This is a genomic window from Pseudomonas sp. FBF18 (genome assembly GCF_024261405.1).
In the GTDB taxonomy this organism is placed as follows: domain Bacteria; phylum Pseudomonadota; class Gammaproteobacteria; order Pseudomonadales; family Pseudomonadaceae; genus Aquipseudomonas; species Aquipseudomonas palmensis.
In genome coordinates this window covers 1-22345 of record NZ_QKRS01000020.1, presented here as the reverse complement: position 1 = coordinate 22345, position 22345 = coordinate 1, and the positions used below count along the sequence as shown (strand labels likewise).

General features: G+C 65.5%; 22 protein-coding genes. 4 read left to right on the top strand and 18 right to left on the bottom strand.

Annotated elements, in window-relative coordinates; all coding sequences use genetic code 11:
* Window positions 1-17 precede the first annotated feature (17 nt).
* The 11 genes from paaE to paaF form a co-directional block, all read right to left on the bottom strand.
* Entirely contained in the window at window positions 18-1094 is a 1077-nt protein-coding gene (gene paaE / locus DN387_RS23095) for a 1,2-phenylacetyl-CoA epoxidase subunit PaaE (RefSeq protein ID WP_054915434.1), read from the bottom strand.
* Between the two features lie 31 nt (window positions 1095-1125).
* Window positions 1126-1659, bottom strand: coding sequence for a 1,2-phenylacetyl-CoA epoxidase subunit PaaD (gene paaD / locus DN387_RS23090; protein ID WP_054915435.1), 534 nt, complete (start codon window positions 1657-1659; stop codon window positions 1126-1128).
* Window positions 1646-2410 carry a 1,2-phenylacetyl-CoA epoxidase subunit PaaC gene (gene paaC / locus DN387_RS23085; protein ID WP_043863003.1) on the bottom strand — a complete coding sequence of 255 codons (765 nt, stop codon included), beginning with the start codon at window positions 2408-2410 and terminating at the stop codon, window positions 1646-1648. Before paaC ends, paaD begins: the two co-directional genes overlap by 14 nt.
* An 8-nt stretch (window positions 2411-2418) precedes the next feature.
* The gene (gene paaB, locus DN387_RS23080) at window positions 2419-2700 is read right to left on the bottom strand and encodes a 1,2-phenylacetyl-CoA epoxidase subunit PaaB (RefSeq protein WP_043863004.1); all 282 of its coding nucleotides are present in this window, start codon (window positions 2698-2700) and stop codon (window positions 2419-2421) included.
* A 25-nt stretch (window positions 2701-2725) separates the two neighbouring features.
* A complete protein-coding gene (gene paaA, locus DN387_RS23075) occupies window positions 2726-3715 on the bottom strand; it encodes a 1,2-phenylacetyl-CoA epoxidase subunit PaaA (protein ID WP_054915436.1) in 990 nt (329 codons plus the stop codon).
* A gap of 229 nt (window positions 3716-3944) precedes the next feature.
* Complete coding sequence (paaK, locus tag DN387_RS23070) at window positions 3945-5261, bottom strand: phenylacetate--CoA ligase PaaK (RefSeq protein ID WP_054915437.1); 1317 nt, start codon at window positions 5259-5261, stop codon at window positions 3945-3947.
* Between the two features lie 82 nt (window positions 5262-5343).
* A complete protein-coding gene (pcaF, locus tag DN387_RS23065; protein WP_054915438.1) occupies window positions 5344-6549 on the bottom strand; it encodes a 3-oxoadipyl-CoA thiolase in 1206 nt (401 codons plus the stop codon).
* Entirely contained in the window at window positions 6542-6991 is a 450-nt protein-coding gene (paaI, locus tag DN387_RS23060) for a hydroxyphenylacetyl-CoA thioesterase PaaI (protein WP_043863008.1), read from the bottom strand. Before paaI ends, pcaF begins: the two co-directional genes overlap by 8 nt.
* Entirely contained in the window at window positions 6984-8558 is a 1575-nt protein-coding gene (gene paaH / locus DN387_RS23055; RefSeq protein ID WP_054915439.1) for a 3-hydroxyacyl-CoA dehydrogenase PaaH, read from the bottom strand. The genes paaI and paaH overlap by 8 nt, the downstream gene beginning before the upstream one ends.
* 2 nt (window positions 8559-8560) lie before the next feature.
* The gene (gene paaG, locus DN387_RS23050) at window positions 8561-9352 is read right to left on the bottom strand and encodes a 2-(1,2-epoxy-1,2-dihydrophenyl)acetyl-CoA isomerase PaaG (RefSeq protein WP_054915440.1); all 792 of its coding nucleotides are present in this window, start codon (window positions 9350-9352) and stop codon (window positions 8561-8563) included.
* Window positions 9353-9396: 44 nt separating this feature from the next.
* On the bottom strand, window positions 9397-10170 hold the full coding sequence (gene paaF, locus DN387_RS23045) for a 2,3-dehydroadipyl-CoA hydratase PaaF (RefSeq protein WP_054915468.1): 774 nt from the start codon (window positions 10168-10170) through the stop codon (window positions 9397-9399).
* Window positions 10171-10431: 261 nt separating this feature from the next.
* Between paaF and paaY the strand changes: the two genes are divergently transcribed.
* From paaY to feaR, 3 genes are all read left to right on the top strand, one after another.
* Window positions 10432-11028 (top strand): phenylacetic acid degradation protein PaaY, encoded by a 597-nt coding sequence (gene paaY, locus DN387_RS23040; protein WP_043863012.1) that lies wholly within the window; start codon window positions 10432-10434, stop codon window positions 11026-11028.
* 73 nt (window positions 11029-11101) lie between these two features.
* Entirely contained in the window at window positions 11102-12025 is a 924-nt protein-coding gene (gene paaX, locus DN387_RS23035) for a phenylacetic acid degradation operon negative regulatory protein PaaX (RefSeq protein ID WP_054915441.1), read from the top strand.
* A 66-nt stretch (window positions 12026-12091) separates the two neighbouring features.
* A complete protein-coding gene (gene feaR, locus DN387_RS23030; RefSeq protein ID WP_054915442.1) occupies window positions 12092-13000 on the top strand; it encodes a transcriptional regulator FeaR in 909 nt (302 codons plus the stop codon).
* Between the two features lie 23 nt (window positions 13001-13023).
* On the opposite strand, the gene DN387_RS23025 is transcribed toward feaR, so the two are convergent.
* The 7 genes from DN387_RS23025 to DN387_RS22995 form a co-directional block, all read right to left on the bottom strand.
* Complete coding sequence (locus DN387_RS23025; protein WP_054915443.1) at window positions 13024-14523, bottom strand: aldehyde dehydrogenase family protein; 1500 nt, start codon at window positions 14521-14523, stop codon at window positions 13024-13026.
* 179 nt (window positions 14524-14702) lie between these two features.
* Window positions 14703-15131: a MarR family winged helix-turn-helix transcriptional regulator gene (locus tag DN387_RS23020; RefSeq protein WP_043863016.1), complete on the bottom strand. Its 429-nt coding sequence runs from the start codon at window positions 15129-15131 to the stop codon at window positions 14703-14705.
* Window positions 15124-16209, bottom strand: coding sequence for a uroporphyrinogen decarboxylase (hemE, locus tag DN387_RS23015; protein ID WP_054915444.1), 1086 nt, complete (start codon window positions 16207-16209; stop codon window positions 15124-15126). Before hemE ends, DN387_RS23020 begins: the two co-directional genes overlap by 8 nt.
* A 27-nt stretch (window positions 16210-16236) precedes the next feature.
* On the bottom strand, window positions 16237-16923 hold the full coding sequence (gene rpe / locus DN387_RS23010; RefSeq protein WP_043863018.1) for a ribulose-phosphate 3-epimerase: 687 nt from the start codon (window positions 16921-16923) through the stop codon (window positions 16237-16239).
* 12 nt (window positions 16924-16935) lie between these two features.
* Complete coding sequence (locus DN387_RS23005) at window positions 16936-17862, bottom strand: alpha/beta fold hydrolase (protein ID WP_043863019.1); 927 nt, start codon at window positions 17860-17862, stop codon at window positions 16936-16938.
* A 58-nt stretch (window positions 17863-17920) separates the two neighbouring features.
* Entirely contained in the window at window positions 17921-19498 is a 1578-nt protein-coding gene (locus DN387_RS23000) for a class I adenylate-forming enzyme family protein (protein WP_052504287.1), read from the bottom strand.
* Window positions 19485-21101 carry a phosphopantetheine-binding protein gene (locus DN387_RS22995; RefSeq protein ID WP_054915445.1) on the bottom strand — a complete coding sequence of 539 codons (1617 nt, stop codon included), beginning with the start codon at window positions 21099-21101 and terminating at the stop codon, window positions 19485-19487. The genes DN387_RS23000 and DN387_RS22995 overlap by 14 nt, the downstream gene beginning before the upstream one ends.
* 451 nt (window positions 21102-21552) lie before the next feature.
* Between DN387_RS22995 and DN387_RS22990 the strand changes: the two genes are divergently transcribed.
* On the top strand, window positions 21553-22345 hold a 793-nt coding region (locus DN387_RS22990; protein ID WP_254506365.1), incomplete at its 3' end, for a cbb3-type cytochrome c oxidase subunit I.

Sequence of the window (22345 nt, the reverse complement as noted above, 5' to 3'; positions counted from 1 at the left end):
ATTGAGTCGACGCGGTATCAGACCTGATCGAAGTCCAGCACCACCCTGTCGCTGACCGGGTACGTCTGGCACGACAGCACATACCCCGCCGCCACTTCGTAGTCCTCCAGGGCGTGGTTGCTGTCCATCTCCACCTCCCCTTCGATGACCTTGCACTTGCAGGTCGAGCACACCCCGGCCTTGCACGAGTACGGCAGCTCGGCGCCGATGGCATTGCCGGCATCCAGCACGCTGACGGTGTTGCGCAGCAGGTCGAAGGCCAGCGCCCGACCGTCGCTGATCACGGTGATCTGGCTGACGGCGGCGTCCAGCTGGCGTGCCGCCTCGCGGGCTTCACGCTTGCGTTCGTCGCCCGCCGCTGCGAACAGCTCGAAATGGATCTTGTCCCCCGCCATGCCATTGGCCTTGAGGCTGTCGCGCACGGTCTCGGTCATCGCCTGCGGGCCGCAGATGAAGGCGGCGTCCAGCGCCCTGGGGTCGAGCCAGCGCGAGAAAAGCTGACCGCACTTGTCGGCGTCGATGCGCCCGTTGTACAGGTCCACGTCCTGCTGCTCGCGGCTGAACACGAAGATCAGGTTCAGGCGTTGCAGGTAGCGGTTCTTCAGGTCTTCGAGCTTGTCGCGAAACAGCGCGCCGGAGCTTGAGCGGTTGCCGTAGAGCAAGGTGAAGCGGCTGTCGGGTTCGCGCTCCAGGGTGGTCTTGATGATCGACAGGATCGGCGTGATGCCACTGCCCGCCGCCACCGCCAGGTAGTTGCCGCGACGGGTCGGGTCCAGTGGCACGTGGAAGCTGCCCGAAGGCGGCATCACTTCGAGGCTGTGGCCGACCTTGAGCACCTCGTTGGCAAACGCCGAGAAGCGCCCGCCGGCCACGCGCTTGATCGCCACGCGCAGCTCGCCGTCTTCCACGCCGCTGCAGATCGAGTACGAACGGCGCACTTCCTCGTCGTCCAGTTGCGTGCGCATCACCAGGTACTGGCCCTGCGTGAAACGGAAATCGTCCTGCAGGTGCGCCGGCACCTCAAAGGCAATCGACACCGCATCGCGGGTCTCGGCGCGCACATCCTTGATGGTCAGGCTGTGAAATTGACTCATGCTGTTCTCCCGCTGCACGGCGCCAGCGCGCTCAGATGCATTTGAAATAGTCGAAAGGTTCCAGGCACTCGCGGCACCGGTACAGGGCCTTGCAGGCCGTGGAGCCGAACTGGCTGAGCAGCTCGGTGTGGCTGCTGGCGCACACCGGGCACAGCACCTGCGGGCTTTCGCCCAGCAGGCTGCGCTTGCTGGCACTGCCCACGGGCGGCGCGATGCCATAGGCACGCAGGCGCTCGCGCCCCTGCTCGGTGATCCAGTCGGTGCTCCAGGCCGGCGTCAGGCGCCGCTCCAGGCACGGCGCGGCGAACCCTGCCTGCTCCAGCGCCTGGCGGATATCGCCCTCGATCACCTCGGTGGCCGGGCAGCCCGAATAGGTCGGCGTGACCACAAGGTGCAGGTGGCCGGCCTGCCAGTGCAGGTCGCGCACTATCCCGAGGTCGACCACGCTGACCACCGGCACTTCCGGGTCCATCACCTGCTCCAGCACCGTCCAGGCGTGGCTCAGGTCATCGGCCCGCAGTGCCCGCGCACCGTGGTCGCTGGCGATCAGCTCACCAGGTTGCATCGGGGTAGGCCCGTGGCAAAAACTGCATTTCGGCCAGCAGGATGCCCAGGTGCTCGGTGTGCATGCCGGTACGCCCGCTGAGGTAGAAGTGGCTGGCCGCAGGCGGCAGCGGCAGTTCGACCGAGGCGAAGGTGGCCTCGACCTGGTGCAGCCATGCCGCGCCGACCTGCGCCGGGTCGGCGCCGATGCCCGCTGCAGCCAGGCGGGTTTCAGCCTCGCTGCCGCTGGCCAGCTCCACGGTGAAGCGCCACACCTGCGCGATGGCCGCGAGCATGCGCCGGCGACTTTCGTCGGTGCCGCCACCCAGGCGCTGCACCCATTCACTGGAGCGACGCAGGTGGTAGGTGACCTCCTTGAGCGCCTTGGCGGCGATGCCGGCGATGCGCAGGTCGGTGGAGTCGCACAGGCCCTTGAGCACCTGCAGGTGCCAGGCGTCGAACAGGAACTGCTTGGCCATGGTCACGGCGAAGTCGCCGTTGGGCTGCTCCACCAGCAGCAGGTTGCGGTAGGCGCGCTCGTCGCGGCGAAACGCCAGGTCGTCGGCATCGCGGCCGTCGGCCAGCAGCTCGGCGGCGTAGTCCAGCCAGTTGCGCGCCTGGCCCACCAGGTCCAGGCCAACGTTCATCAGCGCCAGCTCTTCCTCGATGGCCGGCGCCTTGCCACACCACTCGCACAGGCGCTGGCCCTGGATCAGGGCGCTGTCGCCCAGCAGCAGCAGGTAATGAATCAGATCGTCTTGGGTGCTGTTCATGGTCGACCTCACATGTGTCCGACTTCGTCGGGCAGCTCGTAGAAGCTGGCGTGCCGGTAGACCTTGTCGTCGGCCGGGTCGAACAGCGGGTCCTTCTCGTCCGGCGAGGAGGCCACGATCAGCGCCGAAGGCACCACCCACAGGCTTACGCCTTCGCTGCGGCGGGTGTACAGCTCGCGGGCGTTCTCGATGGCCATGGCGTCGTCGGCGGCATGCACGCTGCCCACATGCTTGTGGTTCAGGCCGTGCTTGCTGCGCACGAACACTTCGTAGAGGGTCCAGACAGACATCGTGTATCTCCCATCAGTCGCCGGTTCAGGCGGCGTTCTTGTTCTGTTGTTTGCGGGCGTAGGCGACGGCGGCTTCACGCACCCAGGCGCCGCTTTCGATGGCATTGCGCCGGGTGGCCAGGCGTTCCTGGTTGCACGGGCCGTTGCCCTTGAGCACGTCGAAGAATTCCTGCCACTGGATGGCGCCGAAATCGTAGTGGCCGCGCTCGGCGTTCCACTTCAGGTCGGGGTCGGGAGCGGTGCAGCCCAGCAGTTCGAGCTGCGGGATGGTCTGGTCGACGAAGCGCTGGCGCAGTTCGTCGTTGCTCTGGCGCTTGATCTTCCAGGCCATCGACTGCGCGCTGTTGGGCGAGTTGTCGTCGCTGGGGCCGAACATCATCAGCGCCGGCCACCACAGGCGGTTGATCGCGTCCTGCACCATGTCCTTCTGGGCCTGGGTGCCGTGGCGCATCATGGTCAGCAGAATCTCGTAGCCCTGGCGCTGGTGAAAGCTCTCTTCCTTGCAGATGCGCACCATGGCCCGTGCGTAGGGGCCGTAGGAGGTGCGCTGCAGCACCACCTGGTTGACGATGGCCGCACCATCCACCAGCCAGCCCACCGCGCCCATGTCGGCCCAGTTGAGGGTCGGATAGTTGAAGATGCTGGAGTACTTGGCCTTGCCGCTGTGCAGCTTGGCGATCTCTTCGTCGCGATCGGCGCCCAGGGTTTCCATGGCGCTGTACAGGTACAGGCCGTGGCCGGCTTCGTCCTGGATCTTGGCCATCAGCTGCAGCTTGCGCTTGAGGGTCGGGGCACGGGTGACCCAGTTACCCTCGGGCAGCATGCCGACGATCTCGGAGTGGGCGTGCTGGGAAATCTGGCGGATGAGGGTCTGACGGTAGGCGTCGGGCATCCAGTTCTTGGCTTCGATCTTGATTTCGGCGTCGATCTTTTCCTGGAAGGCACGTTCCTGGGGCGACATCTCGTCCAGGGACTTGATGCGTTTGACGCCGGTTTCTACAAGCTGTGCGTACATGTTCGGGCTCCCGCCTCAAGGCTGGTTGGGCATGGGAGTATTTATAAGCGATACACAATTCAATATCAAACAGCTTTTTAGTGTATCTAATGTTTTTTTGTATCGCTTTGCTCTGAAAGCGGACCGCTACGCGCTCCATCGCGGGTCAAGCCCGCTCCCACAGGAACACGCTTTACCCAAGAACAAAAAAAAGCCCCGACCAGGTCGGGGCTTCGGCAGCCATCAGCTATCAGCTGGCCAGACGCTTGTCATACACATGACAGGCCTTGCCTTCCGAACGTTTCAGCGTGCCCAACGGCTGCAGCACGATGCGCGTGCTGATGCCGATGTAGGTCTTGATCTGCTTGCCCAGCTCGGCGGTCAGCAGCCTGCGCTGGGCCTCGTCGTAGTGCTGGCATTCGGCACGCAGCTCCACGTGCACATCCACCGTGTCGAGATTTCCATCACGATACAGATAAATCTCATAGCACTCTGAAAACTGTTTTATTTTCAGAACCTGTTCCTCGACCTGGGTCGGGAACACGTTGACCCCGCGCACGATCAGCATGTCGTCGCTGCGCCCGGTGATCTTGTCGATGCGCCGCATTGGCCGCGCGGTGCCGGGCAACAGTCGCGTCAGGTCGCGGGTGCGGTAGCGGATCATCGGCAGCGCCTCCTTGCTCAGCGAGGTGAACACCAGCTCGCCCATCTGCCCGTCGGGCAGCACCGCACCGGTCACCGGGTCGATGATTTCGGGGTAGAAGTGGTCTTCCCAGAGGGTCGGCCCGTCCTTGGTCTCGGCGCACTCCATGGCCACGCCCGGGCCCATGATTTCCGACAGCCCGTAGATATCCAGCGCGGTGATGCCCATGCGCTGCTCGATGGAGCGGCGCAGCTCGTCGGTCCACGGCTCGGCACCGAAGATCCCCAGGCGCAGCGCCAGCTTGTGCGGGTCCAGCCCCTGGCGCTCGATCTCGTCGGCCAGGTTGAGCATGTACGAGGGCGTGACCATGATGATGTCCGGCTGAAAGTCGTTGATCAGCTGCACCTGCTTCTCGGTCTGCCCGCCCGACATCGGGATCACCGTGCAGCCCAGGCGTTCGGCGCCGTAATGCGCGCCCAGCCCGCCGGTGAACAGCCCGTAGCCGTACGACACATGCACCTTGTCGCCCTTGCGCCCGCCCGCGGCGCGGATCGAGCGCGCCACCACGTTGGCCCAGGTGTCGATATCGTTCTGCGTGTAGCCCACCACCGTCGGCTTGCCGGTGGTGCCGCTGGAGGCGTGCACCCGCACCACGTCATGCATGGGCACGGCGAACATGCCGTAGGGGTAGTTGTCGCGCAGGTCGGTCTTGGTGGTGAACGGGAATCGGGCCAGGTCGTCCAGCGAACGCACCTCGTCGGGGTGCACCCCCAACTGGTCGAAGCGCTGGCGGTACAGCGGCACGTTCTGGTAGGCGTGGGACAGGCTCCAGCGCAGGCGGTCAAGCTGATGCTGGCGCAGTTCATCGATGCTGGCGGTCTCCAGCGGGTCGAGTACAGCAGTGTTCAAGGCGGCCATGTTCATGTGTTCACTCTGATTCTTTTTATGGTTCAACCCCTGACGGGCCCGAGTGTGAGAGCTGCACGGCTCCCGCTGTGTTGCCGGCTCAGGTTCGCTCGATGATCATCGCGATACCCTGCCCCACGCCGATGCACATCGTGCACAGCGCGTACCGCCCGCCGCGCTGCTCCAGTTCCACCAGTGCGGTGGTAACCAGGCGAGCGCCGCTCATGCCCAGCGGATGCCCCAGGGCGATGGCGCCACCATTGGGGTTGACCCGCGGGTCGTCGTCAGCCAGCCCGAGCTCGCGCAGCACCGCCAGGCCCTGCGCGGCGAAGGCTTCGTTCAGCTCGATGACATCCATGTCGGCCAGGTTCAGGTTGGCCAGTTCCAGTACCTTGCGCGTGGCCGGCACCGGGCCGATGCCCATGATGCGCGGCTCGACGCCAGCCGTGGCCATCGCCACCACCCGCCCACGGGCCTTGAGCCCGAAGCGCGCAGCCTGCGCCGGGCTTGCCAGCAGCAGCGCACAGGCACCGTCGTTGACCCCCGAGGCATTGCCCGCCGTGACACTGCCGCCCTCGCGAAACGGCGTACCCAGGCGTTGCAGCATCTGCAGCGTGGTGTCGCCACGCGGGTGTTCGTCGTGCTCGACGCGCCTGGGCTCGCCCTTGCGCTGGGCAATCGACACCGGCACGATCTCCTGCGCCAGGCGCCCGTTGGCCTGGGCAGCCGCCGCACGTTGCTGGCTGCGCAGGGCGAAGGCGTCCTGGTCGGCACGGGAAATGCCGAACTGTGCGGCGACGTTTTCGGCAGTCTCCGGCATCGAGTCGATACCATACGCCTTTTCCATCGCGGCGTTGACGAAGCGCCAGCCAATGGTGGTGTCGTACAGTTGCGCCTGGCGCGAGAAGGCCTGTTCGGCCTTGCCCATCACCAGCGGTGCGCGTGACATCGACTCCACCCCGCCCACCAGCAGCAGGCCGGCTTCGCCACTGCGGATCGAGCGTGCGCCCAGGCCGATGGCGTCCATGCCCGAGCCGCACAGGCGGTTGACCGTGGTGCCCGGCACGTCTATCGGCAGGCCGGCCAGCAGCGCCGACATGCGCGCCACGTTGCGATTGTCTTCGCCGGCCTGGTTGGCGCAGCCGAACAGCACGTCGTCCACCTGCGACCAGTCCACCTGCGGGTGGCGCGCCATCAGCGCACGCAGCGGCACCGCGCCCAGGTCGTCGGCACGTACCGTGCTCAGCGCGCCGGCATAGCGCCCGATGGGGGTGCGCACGGCGTCGATGATAAGGGCGTCATTCATCTGCGGTCTCCTGGGCAAGCACTGTGCCTTGCACCTTGTAAGATTTGCCATGGAACAGCGCGATCAGCTGCCCGTTCTGGTTTTCCACACGCACGTCGTAGTTGCCGGTGCGTCCGCCACGGCTCTGCTCCACGCAACTTGCATTGAGCGTGTCGCCCATCAGCGCCGGGGCGATGTAGTCGATGCTACAGCCCAGGCCGATAGTGACCTGGTTGTAGGTGTTGCAGGCCACGGCAAACGCCGAGTCGGCCAGGGTGAAGATGTAGCCGCCATGGCAGGTGCCATGGCCCTGGATCATGTCGGCGCGCACCGGCATGCTCAGGCGCGCCCTGCCCGGCGCGACGCTCAGCAGTTGCATGCCCAGCGCGAGGCTGGCGCGGTCACGGGCGAGCATGGCCTGGGCACATTGGCTGGCAAGCTCGGTGGCGTTCAGGTCAGTCATGCAATGCCCTCCCCTCGGCGACCGTGCGCCGCAGCAGCAGTGATGGCCGGTAGCGGCTTTCGCCGTAGGCGGCCTGCAGATTGTCGAGTACCGCCAGCACCTGCGTCGGGCCGATGGCGTCTGCCCAGGCCAGCGGGCCTTGGGGGTAGTTCACGCCCTTGCGCATGGCCAGGTCGACATCCGCCGCCGTGGCCACGCCCTGCAGCACCGCGTCGGCGGCTTCGTTGGCAAGCATGGCCACGGTGCGCATCACCAGCAGCCCCGGCACGTCGGCCAGCGGGCTGACCACCAGGCCCGCGGCCTGCAGCAAGGCCACGGCCTGGTCGCGGGCAGCGGGGGTGGTGTCGGCGGACCAGCTGATGCCGATGCGCCCGGCGGTGGCGTAGTCCAGCGCCAGGTCGAACAGCACGAGGTTGTGCAAGCCTTCGTCGCGGGCGCGCTGGCTGGCCAGGCGACCGTCGGTCAGGGCCAGCACGGCGTCGCCCACGCGTATGACTGCGCGCCCGCATCGCGGGTCAAGCCCGCTCCCACAACGACCGGTGGGCGCGGGCTCGACCCGCGATGGGGCCCGGGACACCTTGATGCCGTGCGCCTCGAGACGCGCCAGCAAGCCCTGCGCAATGCCCAGGTCGCCTTCGACTTCGCAGGCCTCGATGCGCAAACCACTGCGCAGCTCGCTGACCACCGGGCGCGCGGCCGAGGGCCCATAGTCATAGAACCCCTGCCCACTCTTGCGCCCCAGCCGGCCGGCATCCACCAGCGCCGCCTGGATCAGCGACGGCTGGAAGCGCATGTCGCCGTAATAGGCATCGAACACCGAACAGGTGACCGCGTAGTTGACGTCATGCCCGATCAGGTCGGTCAGCTCGAACGCGCCCATGCGAAAACCGCCGGCCTCGCGCATCAACGCATCCAGCGTGGCGCACTCGGCCGCACCCTCCTGCAACAGGCGCAGGCTTTCGGCATAGAACGGGCGCGCCACGCGGTTGACAATGAAGCCCGGGCTGGAGCTGGCATGCACCGGCGCTTTGCCCCAGGCCCTGGCCGTTGCATACAGGCTGGCCGCTACCTGCGGCGCCGTGGCCAGCCCCGAGACGATCTCGACCAGCGCCATGACCGGCGCAGGGTTGAAGAAGTGCACCCCCACGAACCGCTCGGGCCGCGCCAGGCCGGCCGCGATGCGGGTGATCGACAGCGACGAGGTGTTGCTGGCCAGCACGCAGTCGGCCGTGCAGATTGCTTCCAGGCGAGCGAACAGCTCGCGCTTGGCGTCGAGGTTCTCGACGATGGCCTCGATCACCAGCCCCGCATCCGCCAGCTCGTCGAGCGCCTGCACCGCGTGCAGGCGCGCCAGGGTGGCCTCGCGCTGCGCGGGGTCGAGCTTGCCCTTCTCCACCCGCTTGCCCAGTTGCACACCCAGCCCCTCGATGGCCGCGCTCGCCGCCCCCGGGCGGCTGTCGTGCAGCAGCACCGGATGCCCGGCCTGCGCCGCCACCTGGGCAATGCCGGCGCCCATGGCCCCGGCACCGATCACCGCCACCACAACGCTTGTGTCCAGTGCGCTCATGCTCAGCACCCCTTGAACACGGGGGCGCGCTTGGCCATGAAGGCGGCCACGCCCTCGCGGTAGTCCTCGCTGCGCCCGGCCAGGCGCTGCAGGTCGCGCTCCAGGTCCAGTTGCTGGTCAAGGCTGTTGCCCAGGCTGGCATTGAGCCCGCGCTTGATCAGTGCCAGGCCCGAGGTGGGCTGTGTCGCCAGCTGTCGCGCCAAGCCCAGGGCCTCGTCGCGCAGGGCCTCGTCGTCGACGCAGCGGTAGATCAGCCCCCACTGCTCGGCCTGCTCGGCCGACAGCTTGTTGCCCAGCAGCGCCAGGGCCTTGGCCCGCGCCACGCCGACCAGCCGCGGCAGGAACCAGGTACCGCCCGAGTCGGGCACCAGGCCGAGTTTGCAGAACGCCTGGATGAAGCTGGCCGAACGCGCTGCCAGCACCAGGTCGCAGGCCAGCGGGATGTTCGCCCCGGCGCCGGCGGCCACGCCATTGACCGCGCAGATCACCGGCAGCGGCAAATCGCGCAGGGCGCGAATCAGCGGGTTGTAGAATTTTTCGATGGACTCGCCCAGGTCGGGCATCTGCGCACCGGGCGCGACGTTGCGGTCGGACAGGTCCTGCCCGGCACAGAAGCCGCGGCCCTCACCGGTAAGCAGCAGCACACGCACCTGGGCATTGGCGCGTACCTGCTTGAGCGCCTCCTTCACTTCGGCGTGCATCTGCGCGTTGAAGCTGTTGAGTTGCTCGGGACGATTCAGGCGCAGAAAGGCCACGCCGTCGTCTATGTCGAAAAGAATGTGCTCGAAGGTCATGACCAGTACCGCTCGCAAGGTTGAAGTAAAAGGGGCCGGCGCACTCAGCGGCCGGTGAACACCGGTGCGCGTTTTTCGCGAAAGGCACTGATGCCCTCGCGCCGGTCATCGGTGGCGGCCAGCACGGTGAAGGCGTGGCGCTCGAAACGCAGGCCGCTGGCAAGGTCGGTGTCCATGGCCTTGAGCAGCGATTCCTTGGCCAGGCGCACGGCCAGCGGGGCCTTGCGCGCGATGGCCTGGGCGATCTGCACGGCGCGCTCGACGGTGAATTCGGGTTGGGTGATTTCGCTGACCAGGCCGGCCTGTTGCGCGGTGCGCGCATCGATGGGCTCGCCGGTGAGCACCATCTGCATGGCCATGGACTTGCCCACCGCGCGCAGCAGACGCTGGGTACCGCCGGCGCCAGGCATGATGCCCAGGTTGATTTCCGGCTGGCCGAAACGCGCATCCACGCCCGCCACGATGATGTCGGCGTGCATCGCCAGCTCGCAGCCACCGCCCAGGGCAAAGCCGTTGACGGCCGCCACCAGGGGCTTGCTGAAGCGGCTGATCTGCTGCCAACAGGCAACACGCGGGTCGTTGAGGATGCCCACCGCATCGCGCTCGGCCATCTCGTTGATGTCGGCGCCGGCGGCAAACGCCTTGCGGCTGCCGGTGAGCACCACGGCGCGGCAGCTGTCGTCACGCTCCAGGCGCTCGAGTTCGGCTGCCAGCTCGCCGAGCAGGCGGGTGTTGAGGGCATTGAGCACCTCGGGGCGGTGCAGCGTCACCAGGCAGATGCCGGCGTGGGAGTTATCAAGCAACAGGGTGTCAGGCATGACGGTCACCGCACGGGCCAGTCGAGGCTGGCTGTTATTGTTGGGTCGAGGCCGATTGCGGCAGAGTATAGCCACAATACGATACACAAAATCAACATTACCGCGACTTGTCTGTGTCTATTTGTTTTCCATGCGTGCCAAACAAACCCAGCAAACACTGCGCTTATAGCGAGTAAAGCGCCAAGAAGCGATACATCGAAGCATTGCAAACAAGTAACAATACGTTATATTCGCTGTCATCCCCGTCCACAGGAAACCGACATGACCTGCTACAGCCTTGGCGGAATCACCCCGGTCATCGACCCCAGCGCCTACGTGCACCCTTCGGCGGTGCTGATTGGCGACGTGATCGTCGGCCCCGACTGCTATGTAGGCCCGCTGGCCAGCCTGCGCGGCGATTTCGGACGCATCATTCTCGAACAGGGCGCCAACCTGCAGGACACCTGCGTGATGCACGGCTTCCCCGACAGCGACACGGTGATCGAGCGCAACGGGCACGTGGGCCACGGCGCCGTGCTGCACGGTTGCCGCATCGGTGCCGATGCGCTGGTGGGCATGAATGCGGTGGTCATGGACGGCGCCGTGATCGGTGCCTGCTCGATCGTCGGCGCCACCGCCTTCGTCAAGGCCGGCTTCGACTGCCCGCCCCGCTCGCTGGTGGTGGGCTCGCCGGCCCAGGTCAAACGCAGCCTGAGCGACGCTGAAGTGCACTGGAAGCAGGGCGGCACGGGCGAGTACCACGCACTGACCCGGCGCTGCCTGGAGCAGATGGTGGAATGCAGCCCCTTGAGCCAACCCGAACAGGACCGCAGACGTGTCAGCGACAGTACGTTCCGCCCGAAAAACCACACGGCCTGAAGTGCCGGCGGCAACGCTGGCCTTGAAGGACAAACGGCAGTTATATTCCGGGGTTTCACCCAGCGGATCCTCCATGTCGTCGCTCGCGCCCCTCAATCAGCTCGTCACCCGTTTCCAGGAACAGATCCCGATCCGTGCCAGTTCGCTGATCGTCACCCTGTATGGCGATGCCATCGAACCCCACGGCGGCACCGTGTGGCTGGGCAGCCTGATCCAGTTGCTCGAGCCCTTCGGCATCAACGAGCGGCTGATCCGCACCTCGATGTTCCGCCTGACCAAGGAAGGCTGGCTGACCGCCGAAAAGGTCGGCCGGCGCAGCTACTACAGCCTCACCGGTGCCGGGCGGCGGCGTTTCGACAAGGCTTTCAAGCGGGTGTACAGCTCGGTGGTGCCGCAGTGGGATGGCTCCTGGCACCTGGCGATGCTCACCCAGCTGTCTGCCGACAAGCGCAAGCAGGTGCGCGAAGAGCTCGAATGGCAAGGCTTTGGCGCCATCTCGCCGGTGGTGCTGGCCAGCCCGCGGGCCGACCGCACCGACATCAACGCCACCCTGCTGGACCTGGACGCGCTGGAAGACACCATCCTGTTCGAGACCACCGGCCAGGACGTGATGGCCTCCCGCGCCTTGCGTGCCCAGGTGCGCGAAAGCTGGCGTATCGAGGAGCTGGGGGCGCAGTACAGCGAGTTCATCCAGCTGTTTCGCCCGGTGTGGCAGGCGCTGCGCGAGCAGGACAGCCTGCAGCCGATGGACTGCTTCATGGTGCGCCTGCTGCTGATTCACGAGTACCGCAAGCTGCTGCTGCGCGACCCGCACCTGCCCGACGAACTGCTGCCGGGCGACTGGGAAGGCCGCGCCGCACGCCAGCTGTGCCGCAACCTGTATCGACTGACCTGTGCCCCGGCCGAACAGTGGCTGAGCAGTGCGATGGAAACCGCAGACGGCCCGCTGCCCGATGCCAGCGAAAACTTCTACCGGCGCTTCGGCGGGCTGCGCTAACCTGCAGCGCGTGCCCCCAGCCATCACATGCACCCTAACAACAATGCCAGGTGTGAGGTGTGACCCATGAATACCGCTACTGCCCAGCAGCACTTCCAGCAATGGCTGGCCGACATCAACCATGCCTGCGGCGAGTTCGACGGTGCCGCGCTGGGGGATGCGTTCAGCGGTGAGATTCGCCCCCGCCAGCTGGGCGCCCTGCGCTTCAGTCACGTGAGCAGCTCTCACGCGCGGCTGCTGCGCACGCCGCGCGAGGTGCAGCGCAGCAGCGAACACAAGTACTTTGCGGTGTTCCAGCTCAAGGGCATGGCCAACATGGCCCAGGACGACGCCCGCGAAGTGCTGATGCCGGGGGACATCCTGCTGATCGACAGTGCACGCCCCAGCGACTTCACCTTTGGCGATGCCTCCCAGCAGATCTCGCTGATACTGCCCCACGACCGGGTCGACCAGCTGCTGCGCTTCACCCCGGTGGAGATCGGGCGCAAGATCCCGGCCGGCTCGCCGGTCGCCCTGCTCGCCCAGCAGATGCTGTTGTCCTCGACCCAGCTGGACGAGGTGAGCCTGGCCGAAAGCGAAGCGGTGATCGATGCGCTGATCAGCCTGATGCGCCCGGCACTGTGCGGCAGCGACAGCAACCCCGACCCGCATGAACGCATCTTTCGCAAAAGCCTGGCGCTGATCGAGGCGCACATTGCCGACGAGGGGCTGTGCCCGGAGATGATCGCGCGGGACATCGGCGTGTCGATGCGCGGGCTGTACCGGGTGTTCGCCAAGAAGGGCCTGGTGATCGCGCAGTACATCAAGAACCGGCGCCTGGACATCTGCGCCGAAACCCTGCGCAACCCGCAGTCGACCCTCAAGCTGTCGGCGCTGGGGTACACCTGGGGCTTCTCCAACAGCAGTTACTTCACCACCGCGTTCAAGCAGCGCTTTGGCGTGTCGCCCGGCGAGTACCGCAAGCGCTACAGCTGAGCGCCTGCGGCCTGCCAGCCGCCTCAGTGGCGGACGCACACCGACTTGGTCTCGGTGAAGGCGTCCAGCCAGTCGACGCCGAAATCACGCCCGGTACCGGATTGCTTGAAGCCGCCAAACGGCATGTTGGCATCGATCAGGGTGTGGCTGTTGACCCACACGGTGCCGGCCTCGATGCGCGGGGTGAGGTCCATGGCCGACTTGAGGCTGGTGGTCCACAGGCTGGCGGTCAGGCCATAGTCGCTGTCGTTGGCGCGGGCCAGCGCTTCTTCCACATCGGCCACGCGGGTCAGGCTCAGCACCGGGCCGAACACTTCGCTGCGGGTCAGGCGCAGGTTGTCGTCGGGGTTGAGGATCAATGACGGGCTGACGTAGTAGCCATTGGCATCCGGCGCGCTGGCACCGCTGATGATCTGCGCGCCCTGCTCGCGGGCATCGGCCAGGTAGGCCTGCACCGACTGCTGGTGCGCGCCGGAAGCCAGGGCGTTGATCTGCGCGCTGGGGTCCAGGCCCGGGCCTACGCTCAGCCCCTTGATCGCCTGCTCGAAATCCGCTGCCAGGCGGTCGAACAGCGGCGCCTCGACATAGATACGCGAACTGGCGGCGCACACCTGCCCCTGGTTGAGGAAGCTGCCCATCATCAGGCCTTCGATCACCTGCTGCGGATCGGCGTCGGCCAGCACGATTGCAGGGTTCTTGCCACCCAGCTCCAGTGACAGGCGCGTCAGGCGGTCGACCGCCGAACGGGCGATGTGCTTGCCGGTGGCGGTGGAGCCGGTAAAGCTGATCTTCGCCACCCGCGGGTGGCTGGTGAGGGCGCTGCCGCATACGCTGCCGCTGCCGGTGATCAGGTTGAACACGCCGTCCGGAATGCCGGCCTCGGTGGCCAGCTCGGCCATGCGCATCAGGGTCAACGGGGTGATCTCGGAGGGCTTGATGACGATCGAGCAGCCGGCCGCCAGGGCGGGCATCACCTTCCACATGCCGATCATCAGCGGGAAGTTCCACGGCACGATGCCAGCCACCACGCCGACCGGCTCCTTGCGCGTATAGGCGGTGTAGCGGGCGCCTTCAGGCACCGGGATCGACACATCCAGGGTGCGCCCGCAGATCTTGGTGGTGAGGCCGGCGGTGTAGCGCATCCAGTTCAGGGTACTGCCGACTTCGAAGGCGCGGGCGATGTTGATCGACTTGCCTTGTTCCAGGGTTTCGAGCTGGGCCAGCTCTTCACCGTGCTGTTCGAGCAAATCGGCGTAGCGCAGCAGGATACGCTCGCGCTCGGCCGGGGCGCGGCGCGCCCACACGCCACTGACGAATGCCCGATGCGCCGATTGCACGGCCTGATCGACATCCTCGGCGCTGGCATCGGGGGTCACGGCAATGGGTTGGCCGTTGGCCGGGTTGAAGACGGTAAGGGTCTGGCTGGAGGTGGACGGCCGCCAGCCGCCATTGATGTACAGGCCGTGTTGGCGTCCGAGAAAACGCTGGACACTGGCTAGCAGGGGTACGGTGCCGGCAGTCATGAACACTCCTTTTGTTATGGTTGGGAACATCCCAGGAGAGTGTATGGCGCTGCTGAAGGTGGGGTGTTTCGCTGGCTGCCAGGGAGGTTGGCGGGTGTGCCAATGTGGTGGGTGGTGTGGCTGTTCGCCAGCAAGGCTGGCTCCTACAGGAGCAGGCCTTGCTGGCGAATGGGTGCGGGTCAGCGCAGGCGGGTACGGATCCGGTGGCACACGTTGAGCACCTGCTCCACCTCGCCCTCGCCCAGGTCGATCTTGCACGCCATGTTGCTGAACACCTGCGCCGCCTCGGCCTTGAGCTCACGGCCCTTGTCGGTCAGCAGCAGGTTGCGTCGGCGTCGGTCGCTGGGGTCCAGGTACACGGTGATGAACCCCGCATCCGCCAGGCGCTTGACGATTGGCGTCAACGTGCCCAGGTCGAACAGGGTGAGCTCGCTCAAGGCGCTGATCGACACATCATCCTTGCCCCACAACCCGGCCATCACCAGCAGTTGCGGGTAGGTGACGCCACGTCGCTTGAGCGGTTCGGCATAGTCCCGAACCATGGCGTTGGCTGTCGAATACAGCGAGAAACACAGCATCTTGTCGAAGTCGAACGTCGGGTCAAGCATGCACACCTCCCGCGACGCGGCTGTAGTGATGCACCGCGTCGACCAGTACTGCAACCGCCTCTGGCGAAGTGGCCGGCGAAATGCCCTGCCCCAGGTTGAACACATGGCCGAAACCGGCCGCTGGTGGTCCGAACGTCTGCAGGGTGCGTCGCACCTCGCGGCGAATGCTCGCCTCGTCTGCCAGCAGCACGGCCGGGTCGAGGTTGCCCTGCAGCGCCACGCAGTTGCCCACCAGCTGGCGTGCCAGCGCCAGGTCACACGTCCAGTCCAGGCCCAGCGCATCGGCGCCGCTGTCGGCCAGCGGGCTGAGCCACTGGGCGCCACCACGGGTATGCACGATGGAGGGAATGCGCACGCCATGCTGGGTCTTGTGCAGGCGCGCCAGCACTTCACGCAGGTAATACAGGGAGAAACGCCGATAGGCAGCGTCGGCCAGCACACCGCCGAAGCTGTCCACCAGCATCACCGCCTGGGCGCCGGACTCGATCTGTGCATTGAGGTCGGCAGCCACCGCGTGACCGAGCACCTTGAGCAACCGGTGCAGCAGTTCCGGGCGACGGTAGAGCATCTTCTTGATCAACTGGCAGTCGCCCGGCGGGCCACCCTCGACCATGTAGCAGGCCAGGGTCCAGGGGCTTGCGGCAAAGCCCACCACCGGCACCTTGCCCTCCAGTTCGTGACGCACCTGGGCAAGGGTCTGGTAGGTGTGCTCCAGCGCCTCGGGTTCGGGCACGCGCAGGCGCTCGATGGCCGCCTCGTCACGCAAGGGGTGACGAAAGCGCGGGCCATCGCCGTTCACGCAGTACAGGCCCAGCCCCATGGCGTCGGGCAGGCTGAGCATGTCGGCGAACACCACGGCGGCATCCAGGCTGAAACGGCGCAGCGGTTGCAGGCTGGCCTCGGTGGCCAGGTCCGGGTTCTTCACCAGGTCCAGGTACGAGCCGGCCCTGGCACGCAGGGCTCGATGCTCGGGCAGGTAGCGGCCGGCCTGGCGCATCAGCCAGACAGGCGTATGCGCCGTGGGTTGGCGCAGCAAGGCCTTGATAAACGTATTATTGTGCAAGGACGGGTAACTCATGCTGGTTCGCGAAATTCACTGCACAGCTCATGACTGGCGCCGCGGGGCGGCATCGGCAATCGTGCTGCGCAAGGCGTGGAGCGTGGCGCGGTAATCGGGCTGGGAAAAGATCGCCGTACCGGCCACGAACATGTCGGCACCGGCCGCAGCGACCTGGCCGATGGTGTGAAGGTTGACCCCGCCATCCACTTCCAGGCGGATGTCACGGCCACTGGCATCGATCAGCTTGCGCGCTGCTTCGATCTTGGGCAAGACCGCCGGGATGAACGACTGCCCGCCGAAGCCGGGGTTGACCGACATCAGCAACAACAGGTCGAGCTTGTCGAACACATACTTGCATTCCTCCAGCCCTGTTGCCGGATTGAAGGCCAGGCCCGCCTTGCACCCCAGATCCTTGATCAGTTGCAGGGAGCGGTCCAGGTGAACGGTGGCCTCGGGGTGAATCGAGATGTAGTCGGCACCCGCCTCGGCAAATGCCTGGATCATCGGGTCCACGGGGGTGACCATCAGGTGCACATCCAGCGGCGCGGTGATGCCGTAGCTGCGCAGGGCCTTGCAGAACTGCGGCCCCATGGTCAGGTTGGGTACGTAGTGGTTGTCCATCACGTCGATGTGGATGACGTCGGCACCGGCAGCCAGAACCCGCTCGGCTTCCTCGCCCAACCGGGCAAAATCGGCCGCCAGCATCGACGGGGCAATCCAGAACTCTTTCACACGCCTACTCCGTTACTCATTGGCTATTCGTCGCACCGGGCCCTGCTCGTTTTGCGCAAGGGCGGTGTTGATCTGTGCGATCAGGCTGTCACTTGCCGCTTCGAGATGAAAATGGTGCCCACCATCATGCCAGTGCACACGGCTGGCCCAGGGCAACGCTTTTTTGCGCTTGTCGAATTCCGGGCCGGCAAACAGGCCCTGGCGCCCGAGCATCACATGCAGCGGGCAACTGATCTGGCGCAGGAAGTCGCAGGCCTGACGCTCGGTCAGCTGCATCGGTTCGGGCAGCACCAGCCGCGGGTCGTGACGCCAGCGGTAGCCATCCCCCACGCTGAGCAGGTCGCGCATGGCCAGCAGGCGTGCCGAGGCCGGCGAGAGCAGGCCGTCGATACTGTTGCGCCGCTCGTTGACCGCCGCCTCGACGCTGCTGAACTGCACGCTGTCGGGGGCCGAAAACCCATGCAGGCGGGTGCGCAGGGCCAGGCGCATCAGGCGATGGGCCTTCTTCAGGTGCTCCACGGTGTCTTCTTCGGCGATGGTGAACGGAGCGCCCATGCCATCGAGGAAGATCATGCTGTCGATGGACTTGTTCATCGCCCCCAGGATCGACGCGATGCCGCTGCCCATGGAATGGCCGATCACCGAAAAGCGCTTCCAGCCCATGCACTCGACCAGGGTATTCATGTCGTCGGCATGTTCCCACAGATAGTAGCCACTGTCGGCACGCCGATGGTCCGAGCGTCCGTGCCCGGCGAGGTCCGGTGCCACCACGAAGCAATCCTTCAGGTACGGCGCCACCTGTTCGAACGAGGCGGCGTTGTCCAGCCAGCCATGCACGGCCAATACCGGATGAGCCCCCTCCTCGCCCCAGACCCGCAGGGCAAACGTCTGCCCGTTGACGTCCAGGGTCTGGTCCCTGCCTTTATTGCCAAGACGCATGTAGATACTCCCTGCGTAAGCATTGTTTCGAGGTAACGGGCAACACCCGCAGCGCCTGTCAGCCGGCGGCCGCCAGCTGTGCCGAGCGTGCCGTGTGTTGCAACTGCTTGAGGTCGAACTTGCCGTTGGCGGTACGCGGCAAGGTGAGCTCGATACTGATTGCCAGTGGCACCTTGTGCGGCTCGAGCCCGGCGCGGCAGCGTTCGAGCAACTGCTCGGCGCTGAGCGTGACGCCCTGGCTCAAGGTCACGAAAGCCCACAGCCCTTCGCCGGCCGCAGCATCCTCGACACCGACCACCGCTGCCGCGTCGATGCCCGCCATGGCATAGAAGAAGTCTTCCACTTCCGCCGGGCTGACCTTCATGCCGCGGGACTTGATCACGTGATCCATCCGGCCTTCGAAATACAGGTAGCCGTCTTCGTCCAGGTGGCAGTAGTCGCCGGTATGCAGCACGCTCTCCCCGGGATAGGGGCCGGGCTTGAGCTTTTTCGCCGTGGCCTGCGGGTTGCGCCAGTAGCCGGCCATGACCGTGGCGCCGCGAATCACCAACTGGCCCACCTGGTGGGCCTGGTCGATGCGCTGGCCGTGCTCGTCGATCAGCCACAACTCGGTGTTGGGAATGGCGATGCCGACGCTGCCCGGCTTGCTGTCGATGTCCTCTGGCGGCAGGTAGGTGCAGCGCTTGCACTCGGTCAGGCCGTACATGGAGAAGATCTGCGCCTGCGGAAACAGCGCCTTCATCTGCGCAATGTGCGGCGGCTTGAGCGCCGCGCCGGTATTGGTGACCATGCGCACGTGCTCGAAACTGGCGTTGCGCTTGCTCGCGTACTCATGCAGCAGCATGAGCATGGTGGGCACGAACGGGATGACCGTGATCTGGTACTGGCGGATCTTCTTGATCAGGAAGATCGGCCAGGTGAATTCCTTTTCCAGTACCAGGGTGGCGCCCGCGCTCAGCGCCATGATCATCTGGTACAGGCCATAGTCGAACGACAGCGGCAACGAGCAGAGCACGTGGTCGCTGTCGTTGTAGCCCAGGTAGGTGTGCAGCGACGACAGCGCCGCGAGCATGTTGCGATGGGTCAGCATCACGCCCTTGGGCTCGCCGGTGGACCCGGAGGTATAGATGATCGCGGCCAGGTCCAGGTCCAGCGTGCCGCAAGGCACCGGAGCTCCGTTGCCCTGCATCAGCACACCCTCGAAGGTGCGTGTCAGCGCCGAGTCGGCCTCGCCGTCCAGCAGCACGATGGTGCGCAGGTACGGCAGGCTCGGGGTGTCCACCGACAGGCTGGCGAACTTCTCCGAGGTGGTGATCAGCACCGAGGCCTCGGCGTCCCGCACGATGTAGTCAAGGCCCTCGGCGTGGGTCTCCAGGCCGACATTGACCACCACGCCACCGGCCTTGAGCACACCCCAGAAGGCACAGATGGTTTCTACCCGGTTGCCCAGGCACAGCACCACCCGCTCCTGACGCTGCAGGCCACAGGCCTGCAAGCCCGAGGCCAGCCGCGAACTGGAATCGTCGAGGTCGGCATAGGTGTAGGTTTCATCGGCATAGATGACTGCCGCCTTGCGCGGGTACAGGCCGTTGCTGGCCTCCAGTACCTGCTGCAGGAGCACGCTAGACCGGCTCATACTGTACCTCTGGCTGGCCTTGCGAGGCGGTTTCGGGGGCGTTCTGGCGGTTGGCGTCGATGTACTGCGCCAGCGTCGTCACGGTATTGAAGTGCCCGGGGGCAATGGTGTCGGGGTTGACGAAGAAGCCTTCGATCTCGTCCTCCAGGCTGACCAGCAGCTCCATCGAGGTGAGCGAGTCGAGCCCCAGGTGGTCACGCAGGTGCGAGTCGGCACGCACCTCGGTACTGGCTGGCAGCTTGAGCACCACCCGCAGGATCTCGATCAGTTGCGCCTGCGTGGCGCCGCTGGCCGTCACGCCCGGTGCGCTGCTGGCAGCAGGTGCACTGGCCGGGGCGGCGAGCATGTCGTCCAGCGCCACGTCGGCGTGGCTGTCGCGGATCTCCAGTGCGGTCTGACGGGCCCTGGCCAGGAACAGGCGGCCGTGGCTGACGATCACCTCGGCCGGGTGACCATGGCTGTGGAACAGGGTCGGCGAGGCCGTGGGGCCATAGGCACCGGAGGCCGTCACCGCCAGCAGGTCGCCTTCGCTCAGGGTCTCGATGCGCACGTCACGCCCCAGCAGGTCGTCGGGGCTGCACAGCGGGCCGGAGATATGGTACTCGCGCAGCGGCGCGCCATTGCTGCCGGTGGCGTGCACGATGCGAAAATTGCGCTTGAGCACCTGGCCGCTGCCCGCCGCGGCACCGTGGCAGTTGGTGCCGCCGTCGGTCACGGCGAAGGTCTTGCCGTGGTTGTGCTTGATGTTGTCGACGGTGACCAGCAGCGCGCCGCATTTGCCGGCCACGAAACGGCCGGACTCGACGATGATGCGGGTACGCGGGAACTGGCGATGGAAACTGTCGAACAGCGGGGCCAGCAGCTGCTTGAGCTGACGGGTGTCGAGTTCCTTTTCGTTCTCGTAGTACTTGATGCCCAGGCCGCCGCCGACGTCGACCATGCTCAGGTCCAGGTCGTAGCGAAGGGTGAGGTTGCGGTACAGGTCGAGGATGTAGCTGGCATTGTCATACACCGACTGGGCGTCGAGGATCTTGGTGCCGTTGTAGACGTGAATGCCCTTGATATGCAGGTTGGGCAGCGCCAGGTACTGGCCGAAATTGGCCACTGCGGTGTCTTCCTCGATACCGAAGTGGGTCGGGCGCCCGCCCATCTTCCAGGGCGAGCCCGAGGCCGAGAAATTGGGATTGATGCGAATGGCCACCGGTGCGGTACAGCCCAGCGAGCCGGCCAGGGCAGAGAGCGCGCGCAGTTCGGTTTCGGATTCGACGACGATGGCGAACACCCCCACTTCCAGCGCCCGGCGGTGTTCCTCGGGCTTCTTGTAGGGGCCCAGGAAAATGATGTCCTGGGGTGCAACGCCCGCCTTCAGGGCGATTTCCAGCTCGCCCAGCGAACAGACCTCGGTGTTGCCGCCGTACGAACGGATCAGCTTCACCAGCGACAGATTCGGATTGACCTTGAGCGCGTAGAAGATATCCACGCAGTCGGGCAAGGCGTCGCGCAGTTCATTGAAACTGCTGCGCAGCACCGCCTCGTCATACAGGTAGGTAGGCGTACCGAATGTCGCCTTTGCCTGGAGGACCAATTCTTTGGAAAGCTTCATCTGTTGCTCCCTTCGTTATTATATTTTCCGGTGCCGAATGCGTGCGCGGGATGCGCACCTGCGTCGTCCCGTTAGCCCTGGCGCGTTAAGTGTCGTATCGGATCGCGCAACGCCTGCAACAACGACAGAAAGCCCCTGCCTGCAAAACTTTGCGCGCAAAGTTTGTGAAATTCTCTACTGCGTTTCGCGGTGATGTCAAGATAATTCCAATGAACCCTGGCTGCGGCCGATGGTCACCCCGTTGACTGCGATTTAGGCCGCATAACAGCGTTCAAATGTCGCACCTGTTACAGATCAGTAGCGCTTTTGCCCAATGAATACAGGGCTTTTATCTGATCCGTATATAAGGCCTGTTTCTGAGTCTGTTTTGTCTGCGGCAGGCTTTCTAGAGTCAGCGCCTGTGCTCGTCCCGTCGGGGGGTGGGCTAGGAAGGAAACGCGGATAAACAGCCATGAGTACTCATCAACAGGCACAGGCCTACAACTACAAGGTGGTCCGGCAGTTCGTGGTCATGACGGTGGTGTGGGGCATCGTCGGCATGGCCATGGGCGTATGGATCGCCTCGCAACTGGTCTGGCCGGAGCTCAACCTGGACCTGCCCTGGACCACCTTCGGCCGCCTGCGCCCCCTGCACACCAGCCTGGTGATCTTCGGTTTCGCCGGCAGCGCGCAATTTGCCGCCAGCTACTACGCGGTGCAGCGCACCTGCCAGGTACGCCTTTACAGCGACTGGCTGACCGCCTTCACCTTCTGGGGCTGGCAGGCGACCATCGTGATCATGCTGCTGAGCCTGCCCCTGGGCCTTACCACCACCAAGGAATACGCCGAGATCGAATTCACCGGCGCGGTGTGGATGGCAATCGTGTGGGTGGCCTATGGCGTGGTGTTCTTCGGCACCCTGCTGCGCCGCAAGGGCACGCACATCTATGTCGGCAACTGGTTCTTCGGGGCCTTCATCGTGGTCATCGCGATGCTGCACGTGGTCAACCACCTGTCGATTCCGGTCAGCTGGTTCAAGTCCTACCCGGTGTACGCGGGGGCCACCGATGCGATGGTGCAGTGGTGGTACGGCCACAACGCGGTGGGCTTCTTCCTGACCACCGGCTTCCTGGGGATGATGTACTACTTCGTGCCCAAGCAGGTCGGCAAGCCGGTGTACTCCTACCGCCTGTCGATCGTGCACTTCTGGGCGCTGATCACCCTGTACATCTGGGCAGGCCCCCACCACCTGCACTACACCGCCC